This window comes from Tsukamurella conjunctivitidis, assembly GCF_007858475.1.
Classification (GTDB): domain Bacteria; phylum Actinomycetota; class Actinomycetes; order Mycobacteriales; family Mycobacteriaceae; genus Tsukamurella; species Tsukamurella conjunctivitidis.
The window spans coordinates 169,716-189,069 of sequence record NZ_VIGX01000007.1 but is presented as its reverse complement, the minus strand read 5'-3'; the positions used below and the strand labels follow the sequence as shown (position 1 = coordinate 189,069).

Here is a 19,354-nt window from a genome sequence, read left to right as displayed (position 1 = left end):
GGTGCACGACTACCTCACCGACGGCGCCGAGATCTACCGGCGGTCGTTCGCCACGATCCGGGCCGAGGCGGACCTGGCCTCCTTCGCCGGCGACGGGGAGACGGTGGCCGTCCGCATGATCCACGCCGCGGGCCAGACCGACCTCGATCGCGACATCCGCATCTCCGCGAGCGCCGTCGCCGCCGGGCGCGCCGCGCTACGCGCGGGAGCGCCGATCCTGGCCGACGCGAACATGGTGGTGCACGGCGTGACCCGCACGCGCCTGCCCGCGGACAACGAGGTGCTCTGCCTGCTGCGGGATCCGCGGGTGCCGGGGCTGGCCGCCGAGATCGGGAACACGCGCAGCGCCGCGGCGCTGCAGCTGTGGGGCGAGCGGATGGAGGGCGCGGTCGTCGCGATCGGCAACGCGCCCACCGCCCTGTTCCATCTCCTCGATCTGATCGCCGCAGGTGCTCCGAAACCCGCTGTCATCGTGGGTGTCCCGGTCGGCTTCATCGGCGCGGCGGAGTCCAAGGACGCGCTCGTCGCGGAGGCCGAGGGGCTGGGCGTCGAGTACATCACCGTGCTGGGCCGCCGCGGCGGCAGCGCGATCACGGCGGCGGCGCTCAACGCGCTGGCGCGGGAGGAGGAGCTGTGACGGGGATCCTGTACGGCGTCGGCGTCGGCCCGGGCGATCCCGAGCTGGTCACGGTCAAGGCCGCACGGCTGATCGGAGAGGCCGATGTCGTGGCCTATCACAGTGCGCGCCACGGCAGGTCGAACGCGCGGGCGTGCGCCGCGCCGTACCTGCGCGAGGGGCAGACCGAGATCCGGCTGATGTACCCGGTGACCACCGAGACCACGGACCATCCCGGCGGCTACCGCGGCGCGCTCGACGACTTCTACACCGAGGCGGCCGAGGAACTCGCCGAGCACCTGGCGGCGGGGCGGAACGTCGCGCTGCTCGCCGAGGGCGATCCGATGTTCTACAGCTCCTACATGCACATGCACAAGCGGCTCCGGGACAGGTTCGAGTGCGTCGTCGTGCCCGGGGTCACCTCCGTCAGCGCCGCGGCCGCCGCCACGGGCGTCCCTCTCGTCGAGGCCGACGAGGTGCTCACCGTGCTGCCGGGCACGCTCCCCGAGCCGGAACTCCGCCGTCGCCTCGCCGATACGGACGCCGCCGCGATCATGAAGCTGGGCCGGACCTTCCCGGCGGTGCGCGGGGCGCTGCGGGAGGCGGAGCGTGAGGGCGCGGCCTGGTACGTCGAGCGGGCGAGCCGCGCGGACGAGCGGGTCCTCGCGGTGGGCGACGTGAGCGCGGAGGACGTCCCCTACTTCGCCACCGTGCTCGTCCCGGGACGGATCAACGCCCCGGCCGGTCCCGAGGTCGCGGGCGGTGAGGTGGTCGTGGTCGGCCTCGGCCCCGGCGACGAGGCGTGGACCACGCCCGAGGTGCGGCACGAGCTGTCCGAGGCCACCGACGTCGTGGGCTATCAGACCTACACCGACCGCGTCCGACCGCGGCCCGGCCAGCGCGTGCACGCCTCGGACAACCGGGTCGAGGCCGAGCGGGCGCGCCACGCACTCGAGCTCGCTGCCGGCGGCGCCCGGGTCGCCGTGGTCAGCTCCGGCGATCCCGGTGTCTTCGCGATGGCCTCCGCCGTCGCCGAGGTCGCCGCCGATCCGGCCTTCCACGCGATCCGCGTCCGGGTGCTGCCGGGCATGACGGCCGCGAACGCCGTCGCCAGCCGGGTCGGCGCCCCGCTCGGCCACGACTACGCGGTGCTCTCGCTCTCGGACTACCTCAAGCCCTGGGAGGTCATCGAGGACCGGCTGCGCGCGATCGCCGCGGCGGATCTCGCGCTCGCCGTGTACAACCCGGCCTCGAAGACGCGTCGCGAGCAGCTCGTCCGGATGCGGGACGTGCTGTTGGAGGTCCGTGCGCCCGAGACCGTCGTGATCGTAGGCCGCGCCGTCGGCTCCCCCGAGGAGTCGCTCACGGTGACCACCCTCGGCGGCCTGGACCCGGAGCAGGTGGACATGCGCTGCCTGCTCATCGTCGGGTCGTCCCGCACCGAGGTCACCCAGCGTTCCGGCGGGCGGATCGTGCACACGCCCCGCCGATACTGACCACCGAAACCCATCCGCACCACCGAGGAGGAACCATGGCGAAGGCCTACTGGATCGCGTTCTACCAGGAGATCAAGGACCCCGAGAAGATGGCCGAGTACGCGCGCCTCGGCGGCCCGGCGATCACCAACGCCGGCGGCCGGTTCGTGGTCCGCGGGCTCCCCGCGGTGGCCTACGAGGCCGGGAAGGTCGAGCGCACCACGGTGATCGAGTTCGACAGCGTCGAGCAGGCCGTCGCCGCGCACGACTCCGCCGCCTATCAGGAGGCGCTCGCCGCCCTCGGCGACGGCGCCGTCCGCGAGATCCGGATCTGCGAAGGCTCCTGACCTGCCCTGACGTCTCGTCGCGGAGCCTGCCCCCTCGCAGGGGCAGGCAACCGCGCGGGAACTCGACCAGACTCGGGGCATGATCGATGAGACCGCCCCGACACTGGGCTCCTTCCTCCGGTCCCGCCGGGCAGCGGTGGACGCCGACGACCTCGGCCTCGCCACCTACGGCCGCCGCCGCGTCCCGGGCCTGCGCCGCGAAGAGCTGGCCGAGCTCGCCGGAGTGTCGGTCAACTACCTGACCCGCCTCGAACAGGGCGCCGCCGGCAACCCCTCCGACGAGGTGCTCAGCGCCCTCGCCCGCGCGTTGCGCCTGACCGAGGTCGAGCGCCTGCACCTCCTCGAACTGGCACATCCGTCCGGTGAACGAGCGGCGCCCATCGACCGCGACGGACACGGGTTCACCGGCGTGCGGCAGCTCGTCGACGCGATGGACACCCCCGCCGTGGTGCTCTCCCGGAACCAGGACGTGCTCGCCTGGAACCGCCTGGGCAACGCCGTGATCGCCCCACACGTACCCCACGCCGACGTCCACGCCGATCCACCGCCGAACAAGGTGCGCCAGATCTTCCTCGATCCCGAGGTGCGGTCGCTCTACGTCGACTGGGAGCACGAGGCCGAGCTGGCCGTCGCCTCCCTCCGCTGGGTCGCCGCGCAGTTCCCGGACGACGTGGCGCTGCGCCGGCTGCTCGGCGAGTTGGTGCTCGACCGGGACTTCGCGCGACTGTGGGCGTTGCAGGCCGTCGAGCTGTGCACCAGCGGGCTCAAGCAGTTCCGGCATCCGTGGGTCGGCCGGATCGACCTCTGCTATCAGATGCTGCACCTCCCCGAGTCCGACGGCGCGCGGATGATCGCCTTCAGCGCCGCTCCCGGGAGCCCCCACGACGACGCGCTCACCCTGCTCCGTCACCGCGTCGCCGACTGACCCCCCTTCTCCTCCCTTCCCCTCTCGTTCCCCCACCCCGCGCGCCACCGGGACGCGACTCCCGGCGATCCGCGCTGCCCGAAGAACGGACCTCCCATGCCCCTGCACGCCCAGGCCGCCGCGCACCTCGCCGCGACGGCGGACGCCCCTCCCCTGCACACGCTCACCGTCGTCGCCGCGCGACGCGCCCTGCGCGGATACCTCGATCTGCAGCGCCCCGCCGTCGACATCGCCGAGGTGCGCCACACCTTCCTCGTCGGGCCGGGCTCGTCGCTCCCCGTCCGGATCTACCGCGACGGCCCGCCGGGCGGCCCCGTGATCCTCATGCTCCACGGCAGCGGCTTCGTCGCCGCCGACATCGAACTCAGCGACGAACCCGCCCGCCTCCTCGCCCGGGACACGGGCGCGACGGTGGTCACCGTCGACTACCGGAAGGCCCCCGAGCACCCCTACCCCGCGGCCCTCGACGACGCTGCCGCTGCACTGGCCTGGATCGCCTCCGGCGCGGTGGACGTCGACGTCGAGCGGATCGCCGTCGTGGGCGACAGCGCCGGCGGCACACTCACCGCGGCCCTGGTGCAGCGGATGCGGGACGAGGGCGGTCCGCGCGTCGCGGCCCACGCCGTCCTCTATCCGCCACTGCGACCCGGCGACTACGACCCGCTCCCGGCAGAGGAAGTCGGTCTGTCCCCCGAGGACATGGACTGGTTCTGGCGCCAGTACCTTCCGGACGGGGCCGCGCCGACCGGCGCCGCACCCCTCGACGCGGACGACTTCGGTCGGCTCCCCGCGGCCTTCATCGCGACGGCCGAGTACGACGTGCTCCGCGGGCAGGGGATCCGTTACGCCGAGACCCTGCGCGACGCCGGCGTCCCCGTCGTCGCGGTCGACTATCCGGGCACCCTCCACGGCTTCTACTGGATGGACGCCGTTCTCGACTCCTCCACCGACCTCCAGCGCGATCTGGCCGCATGGCTGCGCGAGACCCTGAACGGAACACGATGACCACCACCACGCCACGCCGCCTGCACCCCGGCCTGCTCGCCCTCGCGATGGGCGGCTTCGGGATCGGGCTCACGGAGTTCTCGATCACCGGTCTGCTCACGGACGTCGCCGCCGACCTGGGCGTCAGCATCCCGGTCGCCGGCGGTCTCGTCACCGGCTACGCCCTCGGTGTCGTGGTCGGTGCCTTCACCGTCACGCTCGCCCTCGTCTCGCGGCCGCCGAAGACGGCGCTGCTGACGCTGCTGGCACTGTTCGTCGCGGGCAACGCGCTCTCGGCCGCCGGGCCGACGTACGAACTGGTCATGGCGGGCCGGATCGTCGCGGCGCTGTGCCACGGAGGCTTCTTCGGGATCGGTGCCGTCCTCGCCGCGCGGCTCGTCACCCCGGACCGGCAGGCATCCGCGATCGCCCTCATGTTCGCCGGGCTCACCGTCGCGAACGTGCTCGGCGTGCCCGCCGGAACCGCGCTGGGGCACCGATTCGGATGGCGCGCCACCTTCCTGGCCGTCGCCGTGATCGGGGTGGTGGCGATGGCCGCCATCGCCGCGCTGGTGCCGAACGTGCCCGCCGAAACGACCTCGGTCCGCAGCCAGCTCCGGGTCCTGCTCCGCCCGTCGATCTGGATCGCCTGCGGCGTCACGGCCTTCGTCTTCGGCGGCCTGTTCGGCGCCTTCACCTACATCGAGCCGCTGCTCCGCTCGGTCTCCGGGTTCGGCGCCGCGGCGATCCCCTGGCTGCTGGTGCTGTTCGGCCTCGGCCTGTTCGCCGGAAACCTCGTGGGCGGCCGCGCCGCCGACCGCGATGCCGACCGAGCGCTACTCGTCTTCGCCGCCCTCCTCCCCCTCGCCATCGCGGCGGTGGCGGTGTTCTCCGGCTCGAAGCCGCTCGTCGCCGCATCGCTCGCCGTCATGGGGCTCGTCGGCTTCGCGACGGTGCCCGCGCTGCAGCTCCGGGTGCTGCGGAACGCCGGCACAGCCACCCTGATCGCGTCGTCGGCCAACATCGCCGCCTTCAACCTCGGCAACGCCGTGGGGGCACAACTGGGCGGCACCGGTATCAGCGCCGGCGGCGGCCCGACCTCGCCGGTCTGGATCGGCGTCGCGCTCAGCGGGGTCGGTGCCCTGCTCGCCGCAGCGAGCATCGCGGCGGAGCGGCGACGTCGTACCGCCACACCAGACCCCCGGCTCGACGGCGTCGTCGTCTGACCTCGGACGCCCCGTCGACCCGGAACAGCCGGGCCCGGCGGGGCGTTGCACCCGGCATGGCGCCGACACCGTTCGATCCCCGCACTCTCATCGCCGACAGCCGGATCGGCGTCCTCGCGACGTTGCGCGCGAGCGGCATGCCGCAACTGTCACCGGTCACCACCGTGTACGACGCCGGCGAGGACCGGATCCTGGTGTCGATGACGGCCGGGCGGGCCAAGGAGGCCAACCTGCGCCGCGATCCGCGCGCCGCGATCGAGTTCACGAGTCCCGACGGGTACACCTGGGCGACCGCGGAGGGGACGGCGACGCTCATCGGCCCGTCCACCGTCCCGGACGGCCCGGAGGTGGACGCGCTCGTCGACTACTACCGTCGCGGCGCGGGTGAGCACCCGGACTGGCGCGAGTACCGCGAGGTGATGGTCGCGGACCGTCGGGTACTGCTCGTCCTGCGGATCACGCACGCCTACGGCGCGAAACTGCGCTGACGCCGCCGACGGCGGCCCTCACGCGGAGCCGAACCGGGTCACGGCCGCGACCGCGGTGACCCGTCCCGCCGTCACGAGGTCCAGGTTCGCCAGCGATGCGGCGTGCACCGCCGGATCGGCCGCGGCCACGCAGTCCTCGACCACATGCACCACGAGACCCAGATCGGTCGCGTGTCGCGCGGTCTGCTCCACCGTGAGGTTCGTCGCGACGCCGGTCAGGTAGAGGGTGTCGATCCCGTGCTCCGCCAGCCATTCCGTGGCCGGACCGGCGAGCCCCGAGAGCCGCTGGTTGTCGTGGACCGCGGTGGGCTGGTCCGCCATGGCGGCGATGATGCGCGCCCCGTCGGCGTCCGGGCGGAAGACCTCCTGCGCATCGCCGACGGCCCGCATGAACGCAGTGTTCCGCACCAGGTCCCCCTCGCCGTCGGGCACCGTGAACCGGGTGAAGATCACCGGCACGCCCGCGGCCAGCGCCGCGTCGTGGAAGGCTGCCGCCCGGTCCACGACGCCGGACTCCGCGACCGGCGCTGCCAGCAGCGGGCCGAAGAAGCCCTCGGGCTCGATGACGTTCGCCTGCCAGTGCAGGGCCAGGACGGCTGCGCTCATCCCCCGATCATGCCCGGGTGAGCACCCGCGCGCCCACGAGGGCCACGACGGCGCCCGGCAGCACGTTCATCAGGAGGATCGGGAACTCCTCGGCGACGGTGTAGCCGTGCGAGACGCCGACGGCGAGGTTGGCGATCATCGCGAGGGTCCAGAGCACGACGAAGGCGATGGCCGCCCGCTGCGGGCCGAGGGAACCGACCTTGCGCCCGAGGGCGAGGAAGATCAGCGCGAGCACGATCCCGATCGTGACGATGACGATCGTCCGCACGGTCGTCAGCCCTCGCGGATCGTCATGGACTTCAGGCGATCGCCGTCCACCGCGAAGGTGAATTCACTCCGCCCGTTGGCGTGGGTGCTGCGCCAGTCGCCCACCACGGTCACGGTGTCGCCGTCGACGGCGACCGTCTCCGGCGTCAGCACGCCCTTCGCACCGATGAACTCCTTCGCGCTCCAGCCCTGCATGGCGGCGCGGTCGCCGAAGACGCGACCCCAGTCGTCGATGAATCCGTCGGAGGTGAAGGCGTCGAGGAAGGCGGTCTCGTCGCCGGCGTTCACGGCGTCGATGAATTCCGCGACCGGGCTGGGGATGTCGATGTTCGTCATGCGCGTCTCCTGGTCGTAGCGTCCGTGGGCTTGCAGCTCCACACTCGCCATCGTAGGGGTGCGGAGTCGTCCCCGCCGCTCGAAAACCGGGCAGATCCACAACTTCTAGTTGTGAGTCATGTGCGGGCGACGAGCCGCTCGTACGCCGCCGCGGCGGTCGGCACCGCCGGGACCCCGGCCGGCCGCGGCGGGCGGTCGACCATGACCACCTCGACGCCGAGTTCCCGCGCCGCGGCCAGCTTCGCCGAGACCAGATCGCCGCCGCTGTTCTTCGTGACGAGAAGATCAACGGTGTTCTCGCGCAGCAACGCCCGTTCGGAGTCGATCGTGTACGGCCCGCGGTCGTGGAGCAGCACGTGTCGCCGCGGCAGCGGGCCCGACGGCGCGTCGACGACCCGGATGAGGAACCACCAATCATCGAGCGCGGCGAACTCGTGCGCGTCCTGTCGGCCCGTGGTGAGCGCGGCCCGGCCCCCGGCGCGCCGCTGCAGTACCTGCGCGGCGGCGGCGACGGTAGGCACCCGCGTCCACGCCTCCTCGCTCCCGGGCCTCCATTCCGGGCGCACCAGCGCCAGGAGCGGCACGCCCGCCGCCTCCGCCGCGAGCGCGGCGTTGCGCGAAATCGTGGCGGCGAACGGATGGGTGGCGTCGACCAGCACGTCCACGCCCCCGTCGGCGAGGAAGGCCGCCAGCCCCGAGGGGCCGCCGAACCCTCCGATCCGCGTCTCCCCCATCGGTAGGCGCGGATCAGCGACCCGGCCGGCGAGCGAGCTGAGGACCGCGAAGCGCGGGTCGTCGTGCAGCATTCGCGCGAGCTCCCGGGCCTCCGCGGTGCCGCCGAGGACCAGCACTCTCCGCATCAGTGGCTCGCCCCGGGCGCGCGCAGCCGCCTCGCCGAGTACAGGTAACTCTCCTCGACGGCAGCGTCGTCGAGGGTGCCGTCCAGCACCCTCCCGACGAAGATGACCGCCGTCTTCGTGATCCCGGCCTCCGCCAGCCGGGCCGGTAGATCGGCGAGCCGGCACCGCACGATCCGCTCGTCGTCGCGGCTGGCGAAGGCCACGACGGCGACCGGGCAGTCCGCGCCGTAGTGCGGCAGCAGGTCGTCGGTGAGCGCCGCGGCGCGGTGCGCGGCCAGGTGCAGCGCGAGGGTCACTCCGGTGCGGGCCAGCGAGGCGAGGTCCTCGCCGGCCGGCATGTCCGTCGACAGCGTCGAGACGCGGGTGATGAGCAGGGACTGGCCGACACCCGGCACCGTCAGCTCCCGCCCGAGGGAGGCCGAGGCCGCCGCGAACGCCGGCACGCCCGGGACGATCTCGTAGGGCACGCCCGCTGCGTCGAGCCGACGCGCCTGCTCGGTGAACGCCGAGTACAGCGAGATGTCGCCGGAGTGCAGGCGGGCCACGTCGAGGCCGGCCCCGTGCGCGCGGACCATCTCCGACACGATGTCCGGCAGCGGCATCCGCGCTGTGTCGACGAGCCGCGCACCGGGCGGGCACCGGTCCAGCATCTGCTGCGGTACGAGGGATCCCGCGTACAGGCAGACCGTGCAGCGGGACAGCAGTTCCGCGCCGCGGAGCGTCATGAGATCGGGCGCTCCGGGGCCCGCGCCGATGAAGTAGACGGTCACGAGGTCTCCTTGGTCAGCACCCACTGCACGATCGGCCTCCGCGGACGCCACGCCGTGCCACTACCCAGCGGCTCCAGGTCGGACACCGTGTAGCTGCGCAACTCGCCGCCGAACCGGTTGCGCAGCAGGGTCACCAGGCTCTGCCCCTCGACGGTGACGGTGTTGGCGACGAGGCGACCACCGGCGGGCAGGACGCCGACGCACGCGGCGGCGAGCTGCTCGCTGAGGCCGCCGCCGACGAAGATCGCATCGGGCACGGGCAGGTCGGCGGTGAGGTCAGCGGTGTCCCCCACGACGACCTCCACGGCGACGCCCGCCCGGGCGGCGTTGCGCGCCACCCGGGCCGCGCGGTCGGCGCGCCGCTCCACGGCGACGACGGAGCCCCCGCCCTGCAGGGCCCAGGTGATGCCGACGGACCCCGAACCGGCCCCGAAATCCCAGATCCAGCCCGATGCGGGCCGAAGGGCGGCCACCGTCAGGGCCCGGACATCGGCCTTGGTGATCTGGCCGTCGTGCTCGAAGACGAGTTGCCCGGCGGACTCCGCGGGCTCGATCCCGACCACGTTCAGGTCGTCGAACCGCAGTCTCCGGCCGAACGGGCGCACCTTCTCCCGCGGACCGCCCAACTGCTCCAATACGGTGATCGCGGCGGTCAGGCCCGCGTCCCGCAGGAGGTCGGCGAGGTGTGCGGGTGTCGCCGCCGATTCGCTGAGCACGATCGTGCGCCGGCCGTCGCGGACGGCCTTGATCACCGGCGAGGGGTCGCGCGCGACCGCGGAGAGGACGGTGACCTCCTCGGCGGGCCAGCGCAGGCGGGCGCAGGCGAGCGCGAAGGACGACAGGTGCGGGATCACCCGCAGATCGAGGTCGGGTCGGCGGCGCGCGAGGGTGGCGCCGATGCCGTAGAACATCGGGTCCCCGCTGGCGAGGACGTGCGCGCCGTCGGTCAGCTCGTCGATCGCGGGGAGCAGCGGCGAGGGCCACGGGCGCGCGACCTCGTCGGCGAGTCCCTTGGGGAGGTACTCCAGCTGGCGCGGGGCGCCGTGGATCACCGTCGCGTCGAGGAGCGCGCGGCGCGCACCGTCGGTGAGGCCCGGCCACCCGTCGGCGCCGATGCCGACCACCGTCACCGTCATCGCGGCATCCGCCGCCACACCGCCTGCGGGACGAACCGCAGTCCGGCGTAGAGCGGGCGCAGCAACGCCGGGATCCACACCGTCCGGCGTCCGCGGCGCAGCGCGTGCACCGTCGCCTCCGCGACCTCGGGCGCGGTGCGGCTGAAGGGCGCGGGCTTCACGCCGGACGCCATGAGCTCGCGTGTCATGGCGCCGACGATGAAGCCCGGCCGGGCGAGCAGGACCTGCACGCCGGTGCCGTGCAGGGAGTCCGTGAAGCCCTGGACGAAGCCGTCGAGGCCGGCCTTGGTGCTGCCGTAGACGAAGTTGGCCTTGCGCACGCGGACGCCTGCGACGGACGAGAAGGCCACGATCGCGCCGCGCCCGCCCTCCCGGGCGTCCTGGGCGCGCAGCAGGTTCGCCAAGCCGAGCAGGATCGACACCTGCGCCACGTAGTCGGTCTGCGCGATCTGCACCGCGTGCGTGGGATCGGCCTCCGCGCGGGCCTGATCGCCGAGGATGCCGAAGGCGACGATCGCGACGCCGATCCGGCCGAACCGATCGGCCACCTCGTCGAGGAAGGCGGTGTGCAGCTCCGTGCGGTCCGCGTCGAACTCGACCGGGAAGACGCCGGTGGCGCCGATCTCCCGCAGTGCCGCGATCTGCTCGTCCAGGTGCTCCGGGCGGCGCGCCGCGAGAATCACGTCGCGGCCCGGCGCGATCCGCCGCGCCACTTCCAGGCCCACCTCGCTCCGGCCGCCCAGGAGCAGCACCGCACCGTCGGGAATCCTGTCCGCACTCACCGGACCAGACTAGACGCGCGGCGTCCCGCTACCGTGACGGTGTGCCGAACGACGACCGTCCAACTCTCAATTCCGACGCCCTCGCCTTCGTGACCGAGCGTCACCTCGCGACGCTCAGCACGCTGCGCGCCGACGGGACGCCGCACACGGTGGCCATCGCCTTCACGTACGACCCCGCCACGGGTCTCGCCCGCGTCATCACATCGGGCGACAGCCAGAAGGCCCGCAACGCCGGGCGCGGCGGGTACGCCGCGCTCACCCAGGTCGACGGTGCCCGTTGGCTCACGCTGGAGGGCCCGGCGCGCGTGCTCACCGACGGCGAGTCGGTGCGTGACGCCGAGGCCCGGTACGCGGTGCGGTACAGGCAGCCGCGCGAGAACCCGAAGCGCGTCGTGATCGAGATCGACGTGACCCGGGTGCTGGGCTCGAGCACTCTGCGCTCCTGACGGGCGCGGGCGGCGCTCCCCGCGGACGCTACCGGGCGGGCAGATTCCCGTCCATGTCCTCGAGTGTCTTGCCCTTGGTCTCCGGCACGAACCGGTAGACGAAGAACAGCGACAGCAGCGCGAAGGTCGCGTACAGCCCGTACGCGAGCGTGAGGTTGCCCTCCATCTTGGGGAAGGTCACCGTGATCGCCCAGTTCGCCGCCCACTGCGCGGCGGCCGCGAGGGAGAGCGCCGCGCCGCGGATGCGGTTGGGGAACATCTCGCCCAGGAGGACCCACACCACCGGTCCCCAGCTGACGCCGAAGAAGATGACGAACAGGTTCGCGGCGACCAAGGCGATCACCCCTGCGGCGCCGTCGAGTTCGGGCTTGCCGTCCACGATCGCCGCGGTGTTGAAGCAGATCGCCATCGTGGCGAGCGAGAGCGTCATGCCGATCGAGCCGATCAGCAGCAGCGGGCGGCGCCCGATCCGGTCCACCAGCATGATCGCGACGATCGTGACGATGACGTTGACGATCGAGGTGAAGACGCTGATCTGGTTCGACTGCGACTCCTCGAAACCGACGGCCTGCCACAGCATGTTCGAGTAGTAGAAGATGACGTTGATGCCCACGGCCTGCTGGAAGATCGACAGCAGCAGGCCCACCCACACGATCGGGTAGATGCCGCCGCCCGGACGCACCAGGTCGCGCCAGGAGTGCTTCTCCTCGCCCGCGAGGCTCTCCTCGATGCGGGTCACGGTGAGATCGAGGTTCTTCTCGCCGAGGAGCATGGTGAGCACCCGGCGGGCCTCGGGGATCCGGTGCCGCGAGACGAGGTAGCGGGGCGATTCGGGGATCATCGTCGAGGCCACGCCGTAGACGATCGCCGGGATCGCCATGACGAGGAACATCCATCGCCAGGCCTCCATACCCAGCCACAGCTCCTCCGAGGCGCCGCCCGCGAGCGAGGCGAGCAGCCAGTCGACCAGCAGCGAGAGGAAGATCCCGAGCACGATCGCCATCTGCTGCAGGGATCCCAGCCGCCCCCGGATCCGGGCCGGTGAGACCTCCGCGATGTACGCCGGCGCGATCACCGACGCCACGCCCACACCCACGCCGCCGATCACGCGGAACAGGATGAGCATCCACGTGTGCGTGGCGAACGCGCAGCCGAGGGCGCTGAGGAGGAACAGCACGGCGGCGATCTGCATGACGCGCAGGCGACCGATCCGGTCCGCGATGCGGCCGGCGGTCATCGCGCCCGCGGCGGCACCGAGCAGCGCCGACGCGACCGCGAAGCCGAGCGTGTAGCCGTGGATGTCGAAGCGGCCCTCGATCGCCTTGGTCGCGCCGTTGATCACGGCGCTGTCGTAGCCGAACAGCAGGCCGCCCATCGCGGCGACGACCGCGATCTGGACGACGCGGCTGCTGTTGCCCTCGCCCTCCTCGAAGATCGAAGGCCCTTCGGCCGTCGTGCCGCCGCCGTGCGCCATGCTGCCTCCGGTGTCTCGCTCTTAGAGGATCGTCAAGCTGTGCGGCCTGGTGTTGACGGGCTCGCAGCCGTCCTCGGTGACGATGACGATATCTTCGATCCGCGCGCCCCACCGGCCACTGAAGTAGATTCCGGGTTCGATCGAGAAGGCCATGCCCGGTTCGACCGGAATGTCGTTCCCCGCAACGATGTAGGGTTCCTCATGCACGGACAGGCCGATTCCGTGGCCGGTGCGGTGGAGGAAGTTCTCCCCCAGACCCGCGCCGCCGAGCAGATCGCGGCCCGCGGCGTCGATCGCCTCCGCCGTCACGCCGGGCCGCACCGCCTCGACCGACGCCCGCTGTGCCTTCTCGAGCAGGGCGTACTGCTCGGCGATCGCGGCGGACGGAGCGCCCATGGCGTAGGTGCGGGTGCAGTCGGAGTTGTACCCCGAGGCCAGCGGACCGCCGATGTCGACGACCACGATGTCGCCGGCCTCGATCACGCGATCGGAGACCTCGTGATGCGGATCCGCGCCGTGCGGGCCGGACCCGACGATGATGAAGGCGGCCTCGGTGTGGCCCTCCTCGACGATGGCGGCGGCGATGTCGTCGGCCACCTCGCGCTCCGTGCGGCCGACCCTCAGGAGATCGGGGACGCGCGCGTGCACCCGGTCGATCGCGGCGCCCGCCGCGCGCAGCTCGTCGAGCTCCGCCGCGTCCTTGATCATCCGCAGGCGGCGCAGGACGCCGGTCGCCAGGCCCACGCTCAGACCGCGCTCCAGCAGCGGCACGAGGTGCAGTGCGGGCACGGCGTCGGCGACGGCGACTGTGGACGCCCCGCCGAGCCGGCCGAGGACCAGCGCGTAGGGGTCGTCACCGTCGACCCAGTCCAGGACGGACAGTTCCACGCCGGCCTCGCCGAGCCCCGGCACCGCGGAGTCCCCGAGGATCGCGAGCTCGAGCCGCGGGACCACGAGGCCGAATCCCGCGTCGGTGATGACGAGGGCCGTGAGGCGCTCGAACGATTCGCTGACGATGCCCGTGAGGTACGCGAGGTCCGGGCCGGGGGTGATGACGAGCGGGGTCCCCGCCGTGGTCGCGAGCTGCTGGGCCTTGGTGAGACGGGTCGCGTACACCTGGGAAGCGAAGTGGGTCATCCTCCGATTGTGACACCATGCTTGTCGTGACGAACGATGCGCGCCCGCTGATGCTGCTCGACTCGGCCGGGCTGTGGTTCCGGGCGTACTACGCGATCCCGGACAAGGTGAAGGCCTCCGACGGCCGCTCGGTGAACGCACTGCGCGGATTCCTCGACATGACCTCGCAGCTGATCACGACGCACCGACCGGGTCGGCTCGTGGCGTGCCTCGACCTGGACTGGCGGCCCGCCTTCCGGGTGGAACTGCTGCCCACCTACAAGACGCACCGCGTGGCGGTGGACGCCGGCGGCGCGGAGCTCGGGGCCGAGGAGGTGCCGGACACGCTGACCCCGCAGGTCGACATGATCCTCGAGGTGCTCGAGGCCGTCGGCATCGCGACGGGCGGCGCCGCCGGGCTCGAGGCGGACGACGTGCTCGGCACCCTGGCTGCGCGGGAGACGACCGACCCGGTGATCGTGGTCTCCGGTGACCGGGACCTGCTGCAGGTGGCCGACGACACCGCGCCCGGCGTGCGCTGCCTGTACATCGGGCGTGGCATCGCCAAGGCCGAGATGTTCGGGCCCGCCGAGGTGGCGGAGAAGTACGGGCTGCCGCGCGACCGCGCCGGGGAGGCCTACGCCGAACTCGCGCTGCTGCGCGGCGACCCGTCCGACGGCCTGCCCGGCGTGCCGGGGATCGGCGAGAAGACGGCCTCGAAGCTGCTGCTCGAACACGGCTCGTTGGCGGCGATCCGCGCGGCCGCAGCGCAGACCCCGTCGCCGCTGACCGCGCGCGCCGCGGCGTCGATCGCTGCGTCGGCCGACTACCTCGACGCCGCGTGGGACGTGGTCTGGGTGCACCGCGACGCGGACGTCGCGCTCTCCGGCCCGGACGCACTGCCCCGGGAAGCACGCGATCCGCAGCGCCTGGCCGAATTGGCCGAGGAGCTGCGGATCGGAGCGCAGGTGGAACGCCTCCTCGCCGCCCTCGCGGGCTGAGGCGGTTCCGAGCGGATCAGCTCGGGGCGCCCACCTGGTACTTGCCCTCGTCGTCCAGCACCTTCACGGAGACCGTCTTCTCCTTGCCGCCGATGGTCGCGCTGCAGGTGAACGATTCGCCGGTCTTGACCTTGACGCCGTCGGTCTTGCAGGCGACGTCCTTGGCGTCGGTCTCGTTGTAGCTGTCCTTGAGGACCTTCGTCACGCCCTCGTTGACCTTGGCGTTGTCGAACTTCTTGCCGAAGAAGGCGCCGGTGGCGTAGCCGACGATCAGGACGATCGCCACGATCGCGATGATCGCGGCGGCCGCGATGCCGATGATCAGTCCGGTCTTCGACTTCTTCGGACCGCCCAGCGGGGGCTGGCCGAACTGCTGCCCGAACTGCTGGCCCGCGAACTGCGCGGGCTGGCCCGGCTGACCGGGCTGCTGGCCGAACTGATCCTGCCCGAACTGCGGCGGCTGCGGCTGCTGGTAGCCGCCGTATTGCTGGCCCTGCGGCTGCTGCCCCCATTGGCCCGGGTACTGCGGGGAGATCTGAGTCTGGTCACCCGACGGAGCGCCGAAGCCCTGCTGGCCGTACTGCGGTGCGATCTGGGTCTGATCCTGCGGAGGCTGCTGGCCCGGCTGCTGCCACCCCTGCTGCGCCCACTGGTTCGGATCCTGCGGGTTGCTCATGTATCCACTCCTCCCCTGTCACGGACCGACGGCCCGCGACGTACGCCTCTTCGGTCAAGATACCCGATCATCAGCCCGATTCCGCGACGACGCCGCGCCGGACGGCCGCGATCGCCGCGGTCGCGACGGTTGCGAGCCCGGGGCGGGTGTCGAAGGAGGTCTGCTTGATCTGGTCGAGCAGATCGATCACCTGGCGGCACCACCGGACGAAGTCGCCCGCCGGGAGCGGTCGCCCCCGCTCACCGGCGGCCAGCAGCACGGCGGCCAGCGTTCCGCCCGCCGCCCACTGGTGCATCGGGGCGACGAAGCCGATGTCCGGCTCGCGACTGGGTTCGAGGCGGTGCGCCGCCTCGGCGGCAACGATGTCGGTCCAGCGGTCGGCGATGTCCCGCACGGCGGAGCGCACTGCGCCGGGCACCTTCTCCCCGGTCAGCAGCATGCCGCCGCGCTCGCCGCGGGATTCGAAGACCAGGGCGCTGACGACGGCGGCGAGCCCGGCCGCGTCGAGCCCGTCGAAGACGCCCTCCTCGATGCACTCGCACACCAGCAGGTCGGACTCGCTGTAGACCCGGGCCAGACGGCGCCCCGCCTCGGTCAGTTCGGGCTCGCCGTCGGTGCTCTCGATGTATCCGCGGTCGCCGAGCAGCGCCACGATCCGCTCGAAGGTGACGGCGAGCGAGGAGGTGGTGGCGCGCACCGTGGCCGCGGAGGCGGTGATCTCCCGCTCCAGGCGGGCGTAGCGCTCGGCGAGCCGGTCCAGTTCCGGTGCGCGTTGCCCCGTGTGCGCGGGATGGGCGCGCATCCGGGCGCGCAGGTCCGCGAGCTGGCTGTCGGAGGCGGCGGGGCGCTGGGCCTTCGCCTGCTGCCGCGGCGCGGAGATGTTGCTGTTGCGCAGCGTCGACGCCAGGTCGCGCTTGCCGCGGCCCGAGCGGTAGTCGGCGTTCTTCGGGACCCGGAGCGTGCCGAGCACCGCCACGTCACCCACGAAGTCGCCGGCACCGACGCGGCCCGACCAACTGCTCTCGGTGACCACGACGGGCTTCGGATCACGACGGTCGCCCGAGGGTTCGACGACGAGGGCCAGGCCCCGCCGTCGGCCGCCGGTCACCGCGATGACGTCGCCGCGGCGCAGTTCGGCCAGCGCGGTGGCGGCCCCGTCGCGGCGGTCCGCGAGGTGCTCGCGGCGCAGCGAGCGCTCGCGGGTGCGGACGGCCTCACGCAGCCGCACGTACTCGAGGTAGTCGGCGCCACCCGCCGCCTCCGTGATCTGGGCGCCGAGCGTCGCGAGTTCCTTCTCGCCGCGGTCGACCCGCTTCGCCAGTCCGACGACGGAGCGGTCCGCCTGGAATTGCGCGAAACTCGCCTCGAGCAGGCGCTCGGCGCCCTCCCGGCCGAGGCGGTCGAGCAGGTTGATCGACATGTTGTAGCCCGGCGAGAACGAGCTCACCAGCGGGAACGTGCGCGCACCGGCGAGGCCGGCCACCTCCTGCGGCCGCACCCCGGTCTGCCAGAGCACGACGGCGTGCCCCTCGATATCGATACCGCGGCGTCCGGCACGGCCGGTGAGCTGCGTGTACTCCCCTGGCGTCAACTCGACGTGGGACTCGCCGTTGTATTTGACCAGCCGCTCCAGCACGACGGTCCGCGCGGGCATGTTGATGCCGAGCGCGAGGGTCTCCGTGGCGAAGACGGCCCGCACCAGGCCCTTGACGAAGAGCTCCTCCACGGCGTGCCGGAACGCGGGGAGCATCCCGGCGTGGTGCGCGGCGAAGCCCCGGAGCAGCGCGGCGCGCCACTCCTCGTAGCCCAGCAGGTCCAGATCAGCGGGCGAGAACTCGGCGACGTGCTTGTCGACGATGCGGCCGATCTCGTCGGCCTGCGCCTGGTCCGTGAGTACCACCGGTGACCGGAGGCACTGGGTCAGCGCCTGCTCGCAGCCCGACCGGGAGAAGACGAAGGTGATCGCCGGCAGCAACCCCTCGGCGTCGAGCAGCGCGATGACGTCCGGGCGCGGGATCGGGCGGCGGGTCGCCTGCGGGCGACCCCGGCCCCCCGCACGGCGCCCGGTGCGACTGTTGATGCCGGGATCGAAACTGCGGTCCAGCGATTCGCGTTGCTTGACGTAGCGGACCAGGTCGGCGTCGAGGACGAGGTTCTTCTGGCCGGATTCCTGCGCCGTGCGCAGCGCCTTGGTGTCGAAGAGGTCGAACAGTTTGCGGCCGACGAGCATGTGCTGCCACAGCGGGACCGGACGGTGCTCGTCGACGATCACCTCGGTGCTGCCGCGGACCTCGGTGATCCACGCGCCGAACTCCTCCGCGTTGGAGACCGTCGCGGAGAGGCTGACCAGGCGGACGTCCTGCGGGAGGTGCAGGATGACCTCCTCCCAGACCGCACCGCGGAAGCGGTCCGCGAGGTAGTGCACCTCGTCCATCACGACGTGGCTCAGGCCGTCGAGGGCGGGAGAGTTCGCGTAGAGCATGTTCCGCAGCACCTCGGTGGTCATGACGACCACGGGTGCGGAGGAGTTGATCGCGGTGTCGCCGGTCAGCAGGCCGACGTTCTGCGCGCCGTACCGGGCCGTCAGCTGGGCGTGCTTCTGATTGGAGAGCGCCTTGATCGGTGTGGTGTAGAAGCACTTGGTGCCCGCCGCGAGCGCGAGGTGCACGGCGAACTCGCCGACCACGGTCTTCCCCGCGCCCGTCGGGGCGCACACGAGCACCCCGCGCCCCTCCTCCAGCGCGCGGCAGCCCTGGACCTGGAACGGGTCGAGGGTGAAGTCGAGCGCGGCGGTGAAGCCGTCGAACTCAGAGGACGTCATCGAACCCCGAACGCGGGATCGACGCGCGGGTGACCCTGTCCGCCTGCCCGACGGGCTCGGGTGCGGCGAGGGCGCTGCTCGACGGGCCCGCGGACGCCCCGATCGGTTGCGGGGCCGACGGTGCCGGCGACGCCTGTTCGTCGTCGAGATCGTCGTCCCACGCGTCGTCGCCGCTCCGCCTGCGCTTGGCGCGATCGTGGAAACGCGCGAATTGGATCGAGAGTTCGAGGAGCACCGCCAGCGCCGCCCCCAGTGCGAGCATCGTGAACGGGTCCCCGGACGGAGTGATCACGGCGGAGAAGATGAACATCGACAACAGCAGTCCGCGTCGCCACTTGACCAGTTTCGTGTAGGGCAGCACACCGACGAGGTTCAGCGCGACGATGAACAGCGGGAGCTCGAAACTCACGCCGAAGATCGCCATGACAGTGAGCACGAAGCTGAAGTACTCGGGGCCCTGCAGGGCGGTCACCTGAGTCTCATTCCCGACGGTGAGGAAGAACCGGAAGGCGCTGGTGATCATGAAGTAGCCCAGCACCGCGCCGCCGACGAACAGTGCACCCGCCAGGCTGACGAAGGTGGCCGTGTACCGCTTCTCATTGCGGTGCAGCGCGGGCACGATGAACGCCCAGATCTGGTACAGCCACACAGGGCAGGCGAGCAGCACGCCCGTGGCGACCGCGACCTTCAATCGCAGGTTGAACTGGTCGAAGACGCCGGTGGCGAGGAGTCGGCACTCGCCGTTGCGCGTGATCTCCGCGCGCGAGGTGTCGGGGAGGTCGCAGTACGGGCCGACGAGCAGGTGGCCGGTCGACGGCAGGCCGAAGGGCCCGTGGCTGTACCACCAGAAGCCGATGATCGACGTGACAGCGATCGCCGCGAGCGACCACAACAGGCGGGCCCGGAGCTCGTAGAGGTGCTCCACGATCGACATCGTGCCGTCGGGATTGACGACGGCACGACGACGACGCGGATCGAACGGGATCTTCAAAGGGGCAGGCG

Annotated in this window: 21 protein-coding genes; 9 read left to right on the top strand and 12 right to left on the bottom strand. The window is 72.1% G+C overall.

Going from position 1 to position 19,354, the window contains the following annotated elements; all coding sequences use genetic code 11:
• Position 1 precedes the first annotated feature (1 nt).
• From FK530_RS14590 to FK530_RS14560, 7 genes are all read left to right on the top strand, one after another.
• The gene (locus tag FK530_RS14590; RefSeq protein ID WP_146487759.1) at positions 2–637 is read left to right on the top strand and encodes a precorrin-8X methylmutase; all 636 of its coding nucleotides are present in this window, start codon (positions 2–4) and stop codon (positions 635–637) included.
• A complete protein-coding gene (locus FK530_RS14585; protein WP_146487758.1) occupies positions 634–2,112 on the top strand; it encodes a precorrin-2 C(20)-methyltransferase in 1,479 nt (492 codons plus the stop codon). The genes FK530_RS14590 and FK530_RS14585 overlap by 4 nt, the downstream gene beginning before the upstream one ends.
• 35 nt (positions 2,113–2,147) lie before the next feature.
• A complete protein-coding gene (locus FK530_RS14580; protein WP_146487757.1) occupies positions 2,148–2,438 on the top strand; it encodes a DUF1330 domain-containing protein in 291 nt (96 codons plus the stop codon).
• Positions 2,439–2,517: 79 nt separating this feature from the next.
• Entirely contained in the window at positions 2,518–3,363 is an 846-nt protein-coding gene (locus tag FK530_RS14575) for a helix-turn-helix domain-containing protein (protein WP_146487756.1), read from the top strand.
• A 96-nt stretch (positions 3,364–3,459) separates the two neighbouring features.
• Positions 3,460–4,368, top strand: a complete 909-nt coding sequence (locus FK530_RS14570; protein ID WP_146487755.1) for an alpha/beta hydrolase — start codon at positions 3,460–3,462, stop codon at positions 4,366–4,368.
• Positions 4,365–5,573: an MFS transporter gene (locus tag FK530_RS14565; RefSeq protein WP_146487754.1), complete on the top strand. Its 1,209-nt coding sequence runs from the start codon at positions 4,365–4,367 to the stop codon at positions 5,571–5,573. Before FK530_RS14570 ends, FK530_RS14565 begins: the two co-directional genes overlap by 4 nt.
• A 56-nt stretch (positions 5,574–5,629) precedes the next feature.
• A complete protein-coding gene (locus FK530_RS14560; protein ID WP_146487753.1) occupies positions 5,630–6,061 on the top strand; it encodes a PPOX class F420-dependent oxidoreductase in 432 nt (143 codons plus the stop codon).
• A gap of 18 nt (positions 6,062–6,079) precedes the next feature.
• Here FK530_RS14560 and FK530_RS14555 read toward each other — a convergent pair whose 3' ends face one another.
• From FK530_RS14555 to FK530_RS14525, 7 genes are all read right to left on the bottom strand, one after another.
• Positions 6,080–6,667: an isochorismatase family protein gene (locus tag FK530_RS14555; RefSeq protein WP_146487752.1), complete on the bottom strand. Its 588-nt coding sequence runs from the start codon at positions 6,665–6,667 to the stop codon at positions 6,080–6,082.
• A gap of 7 nt (positions 6,668–6,674) precedes the next feature.
• Complete coding sequence (locus FK530_RS14550; RefSeq protein WP_146487751.1) at positions 6,675–6,935, bottom strand: hypothetical protein; 261 nt, start codon at positions 6,933–6,935, stop codon at positions 6,675–6,677.
• A gap of 5 nt (positions 6,936–6,940) precedes the next feature.
• Entirely contained in the window at positions 6,941–7,312 is a 372-nt protein-coding gene (locus FK530_RS14545; protein ID WP_316250469.1) for a nuclear transport factor 2 family protein, read from the bottom strand.
• 74 nt (positions 7,313–7,386) lie between these two features.
• Positions 7,387–8,130 (bottom strand): cobalt-precorrin-6A reductase, encoded by a 744-nt coding sequence (locus FK530_RS14540; protein WP_146487750.1) that lies wholly within the window; start codon positions 8,128–8,130, stop codon positions 7,387–7,389.
• Positions 8,130–8,900 (bottom strand): precorrin-4 C(11)-methyltransferase, encoded by a 771-nt coding sequence (gene cobM, locus FK530_RS14535; RefSeq protein WP_146487749.1) that lies wholly within the window; start codon positions 8,898–8,900, stop codon positions 8,130–8,132. Before cobM ends, FK530_RS14540 begins: the two co-directional genes overlap by 1 nt.
• Positions 8,897–10,036 carry a precorrin-6y C5,15-methyltransferase (decarboxylating) subunit CbiE gene (gene cbiE / locus FK530_RS14530; RefSeq protein WP_146487748.1) on the bottom strand — a complete coding sequence of 380 codons (1,140 nt, stop codon included), beginning with the start codon at positions 10,034–10,036 and terminating at the stop codon, positions 8,897–8,899. Before cbiE ends, cobM begins: the two co-directional genes overlap by 4 nt.
• Complete coding sequence (locus FK530_RS14525; RefSeq protein ID WP_146487747.1) at positions 10,033–10,818, bottom strand: SDR family NAD(P)-dependent oxidoreductase; 786 nt, start codon at positions 10,816–10,818, stop codon at positions 10,033–10,035. Before FK530_RS14525 ends, cbiE begins: the two co-directional genes overlap by 4 nt.
• A gap of 41 nt (positions 10,819–10,859) precedes the next feature.
• Here FK530_RS14525 and FK530_RS14520 point away from each other — a divergent pair, with 41 nt between their 5' ends.
• A complete protein-coding gene (locus FK530_RS14520) occupies positions 10,860–11,264 on the top strand; it encodes a PPOX class F420-dependent oxidoreductase (protein WP_146487746.1) in 405 nt (134 codons plus the stop codon).
• 28 nt (positions 11,265–11,292) lie between these two features.
• Here FK530_RS14520 and FK530_RS14515 read toward each other — a convergent pair whose 3' ends face one another.
• Both FK530_RS14515 and FK530_RS14510 read right to left on the bottom strand, forming a co-directional pair.
• Positions 11,293–12,738 (bottom strand): sugar porter family MFS transporter, encoded by a 1,446-nt coding sequence (locus tag FK530_RS14515; RefSeq protein ID WP_146487745.1) that lies wholly within the window; start codon positions 12,736–12,738, stop codon positions 11,293–11,295.
• Between the two features lie 21 nt (positions 12,739–12,759).
• Positions 12,760–13,875 carry a M24 family metallopeptidase gene (locus FK530_RS14510; protein WP_146487744.1) on the bottom strand — a complete coding sequence of 372 codons (1,116 nt, stop codon included), beginning with the start codon at positions 13,873–13,875 and terminating at the stop codon, positions 12,760–12,762.
• A gap of 17 nt (positions 13,876–13,892) precedes the next feature.
• Between FK530_RS14510 and FK530_RS14505 the strand changes: the two genes are divergently transcribed.
• Positions 13,893–14,855, top strand: a complete 963-nt coding sequence (locus FK530_RS14505) for a 5'-3' exonuclease (RefSeq protein ID WP_146487743.1) — start codon at positions 13,893–13,895, stop codon at positions 14,853–14,855.
• A 16-nt stretch (positions 14,856–14,871) separates the two neighbouring features.
• Here FK530_RS14505 and FK530_RS14500 read toward each other — a convergent pair whose 3' ends face one another.
• The 3 genes from FK530_RS14500 to tatC all read right to left on the bottom strand — a co-directional run bounded on the left by FK530_RS14500 (position 14,872) and on the right by tatC (position 19,343).
• Positions 14,872–15,531, bottom strand: a complete 660-nt coding sequence (locus FK530_RS14500; RefSeq protein WP_146487742.1) for a DUF4333 domain-containing protein — start codon at positions 15,529–15,531, stop codon at positions 14,872–14,874.
• 70 nt (positions 15,532–15,601) lie between these two features.
• A complete protein-coding gene (locus tag FK530_RS14495; protein WP_146487741.1) occupies positions 15,602–18,352 on the bottom strand; it encodes a DEAD/DEAH box helicase in 2,751 nt (916 codons plus the stop codon).
• On the bottom strand, positions 18,339–19,343 hold the full coding sequence (tatC, locus tag FK530_RS14490; protein ID WP_146487740.1) for a twin-arginine translocase subunit TatC: 1,005 nt from the start codon (positions 19,341–19,343) through the stop codon (positions 18,339–18,341). Before tatC ends, FK530_RS14495 begins: the two co-directional genes overlap by 14 nt.
• Between the last annotated feature and the right edge of the window lie 11 nt (positions 19,344–19,354).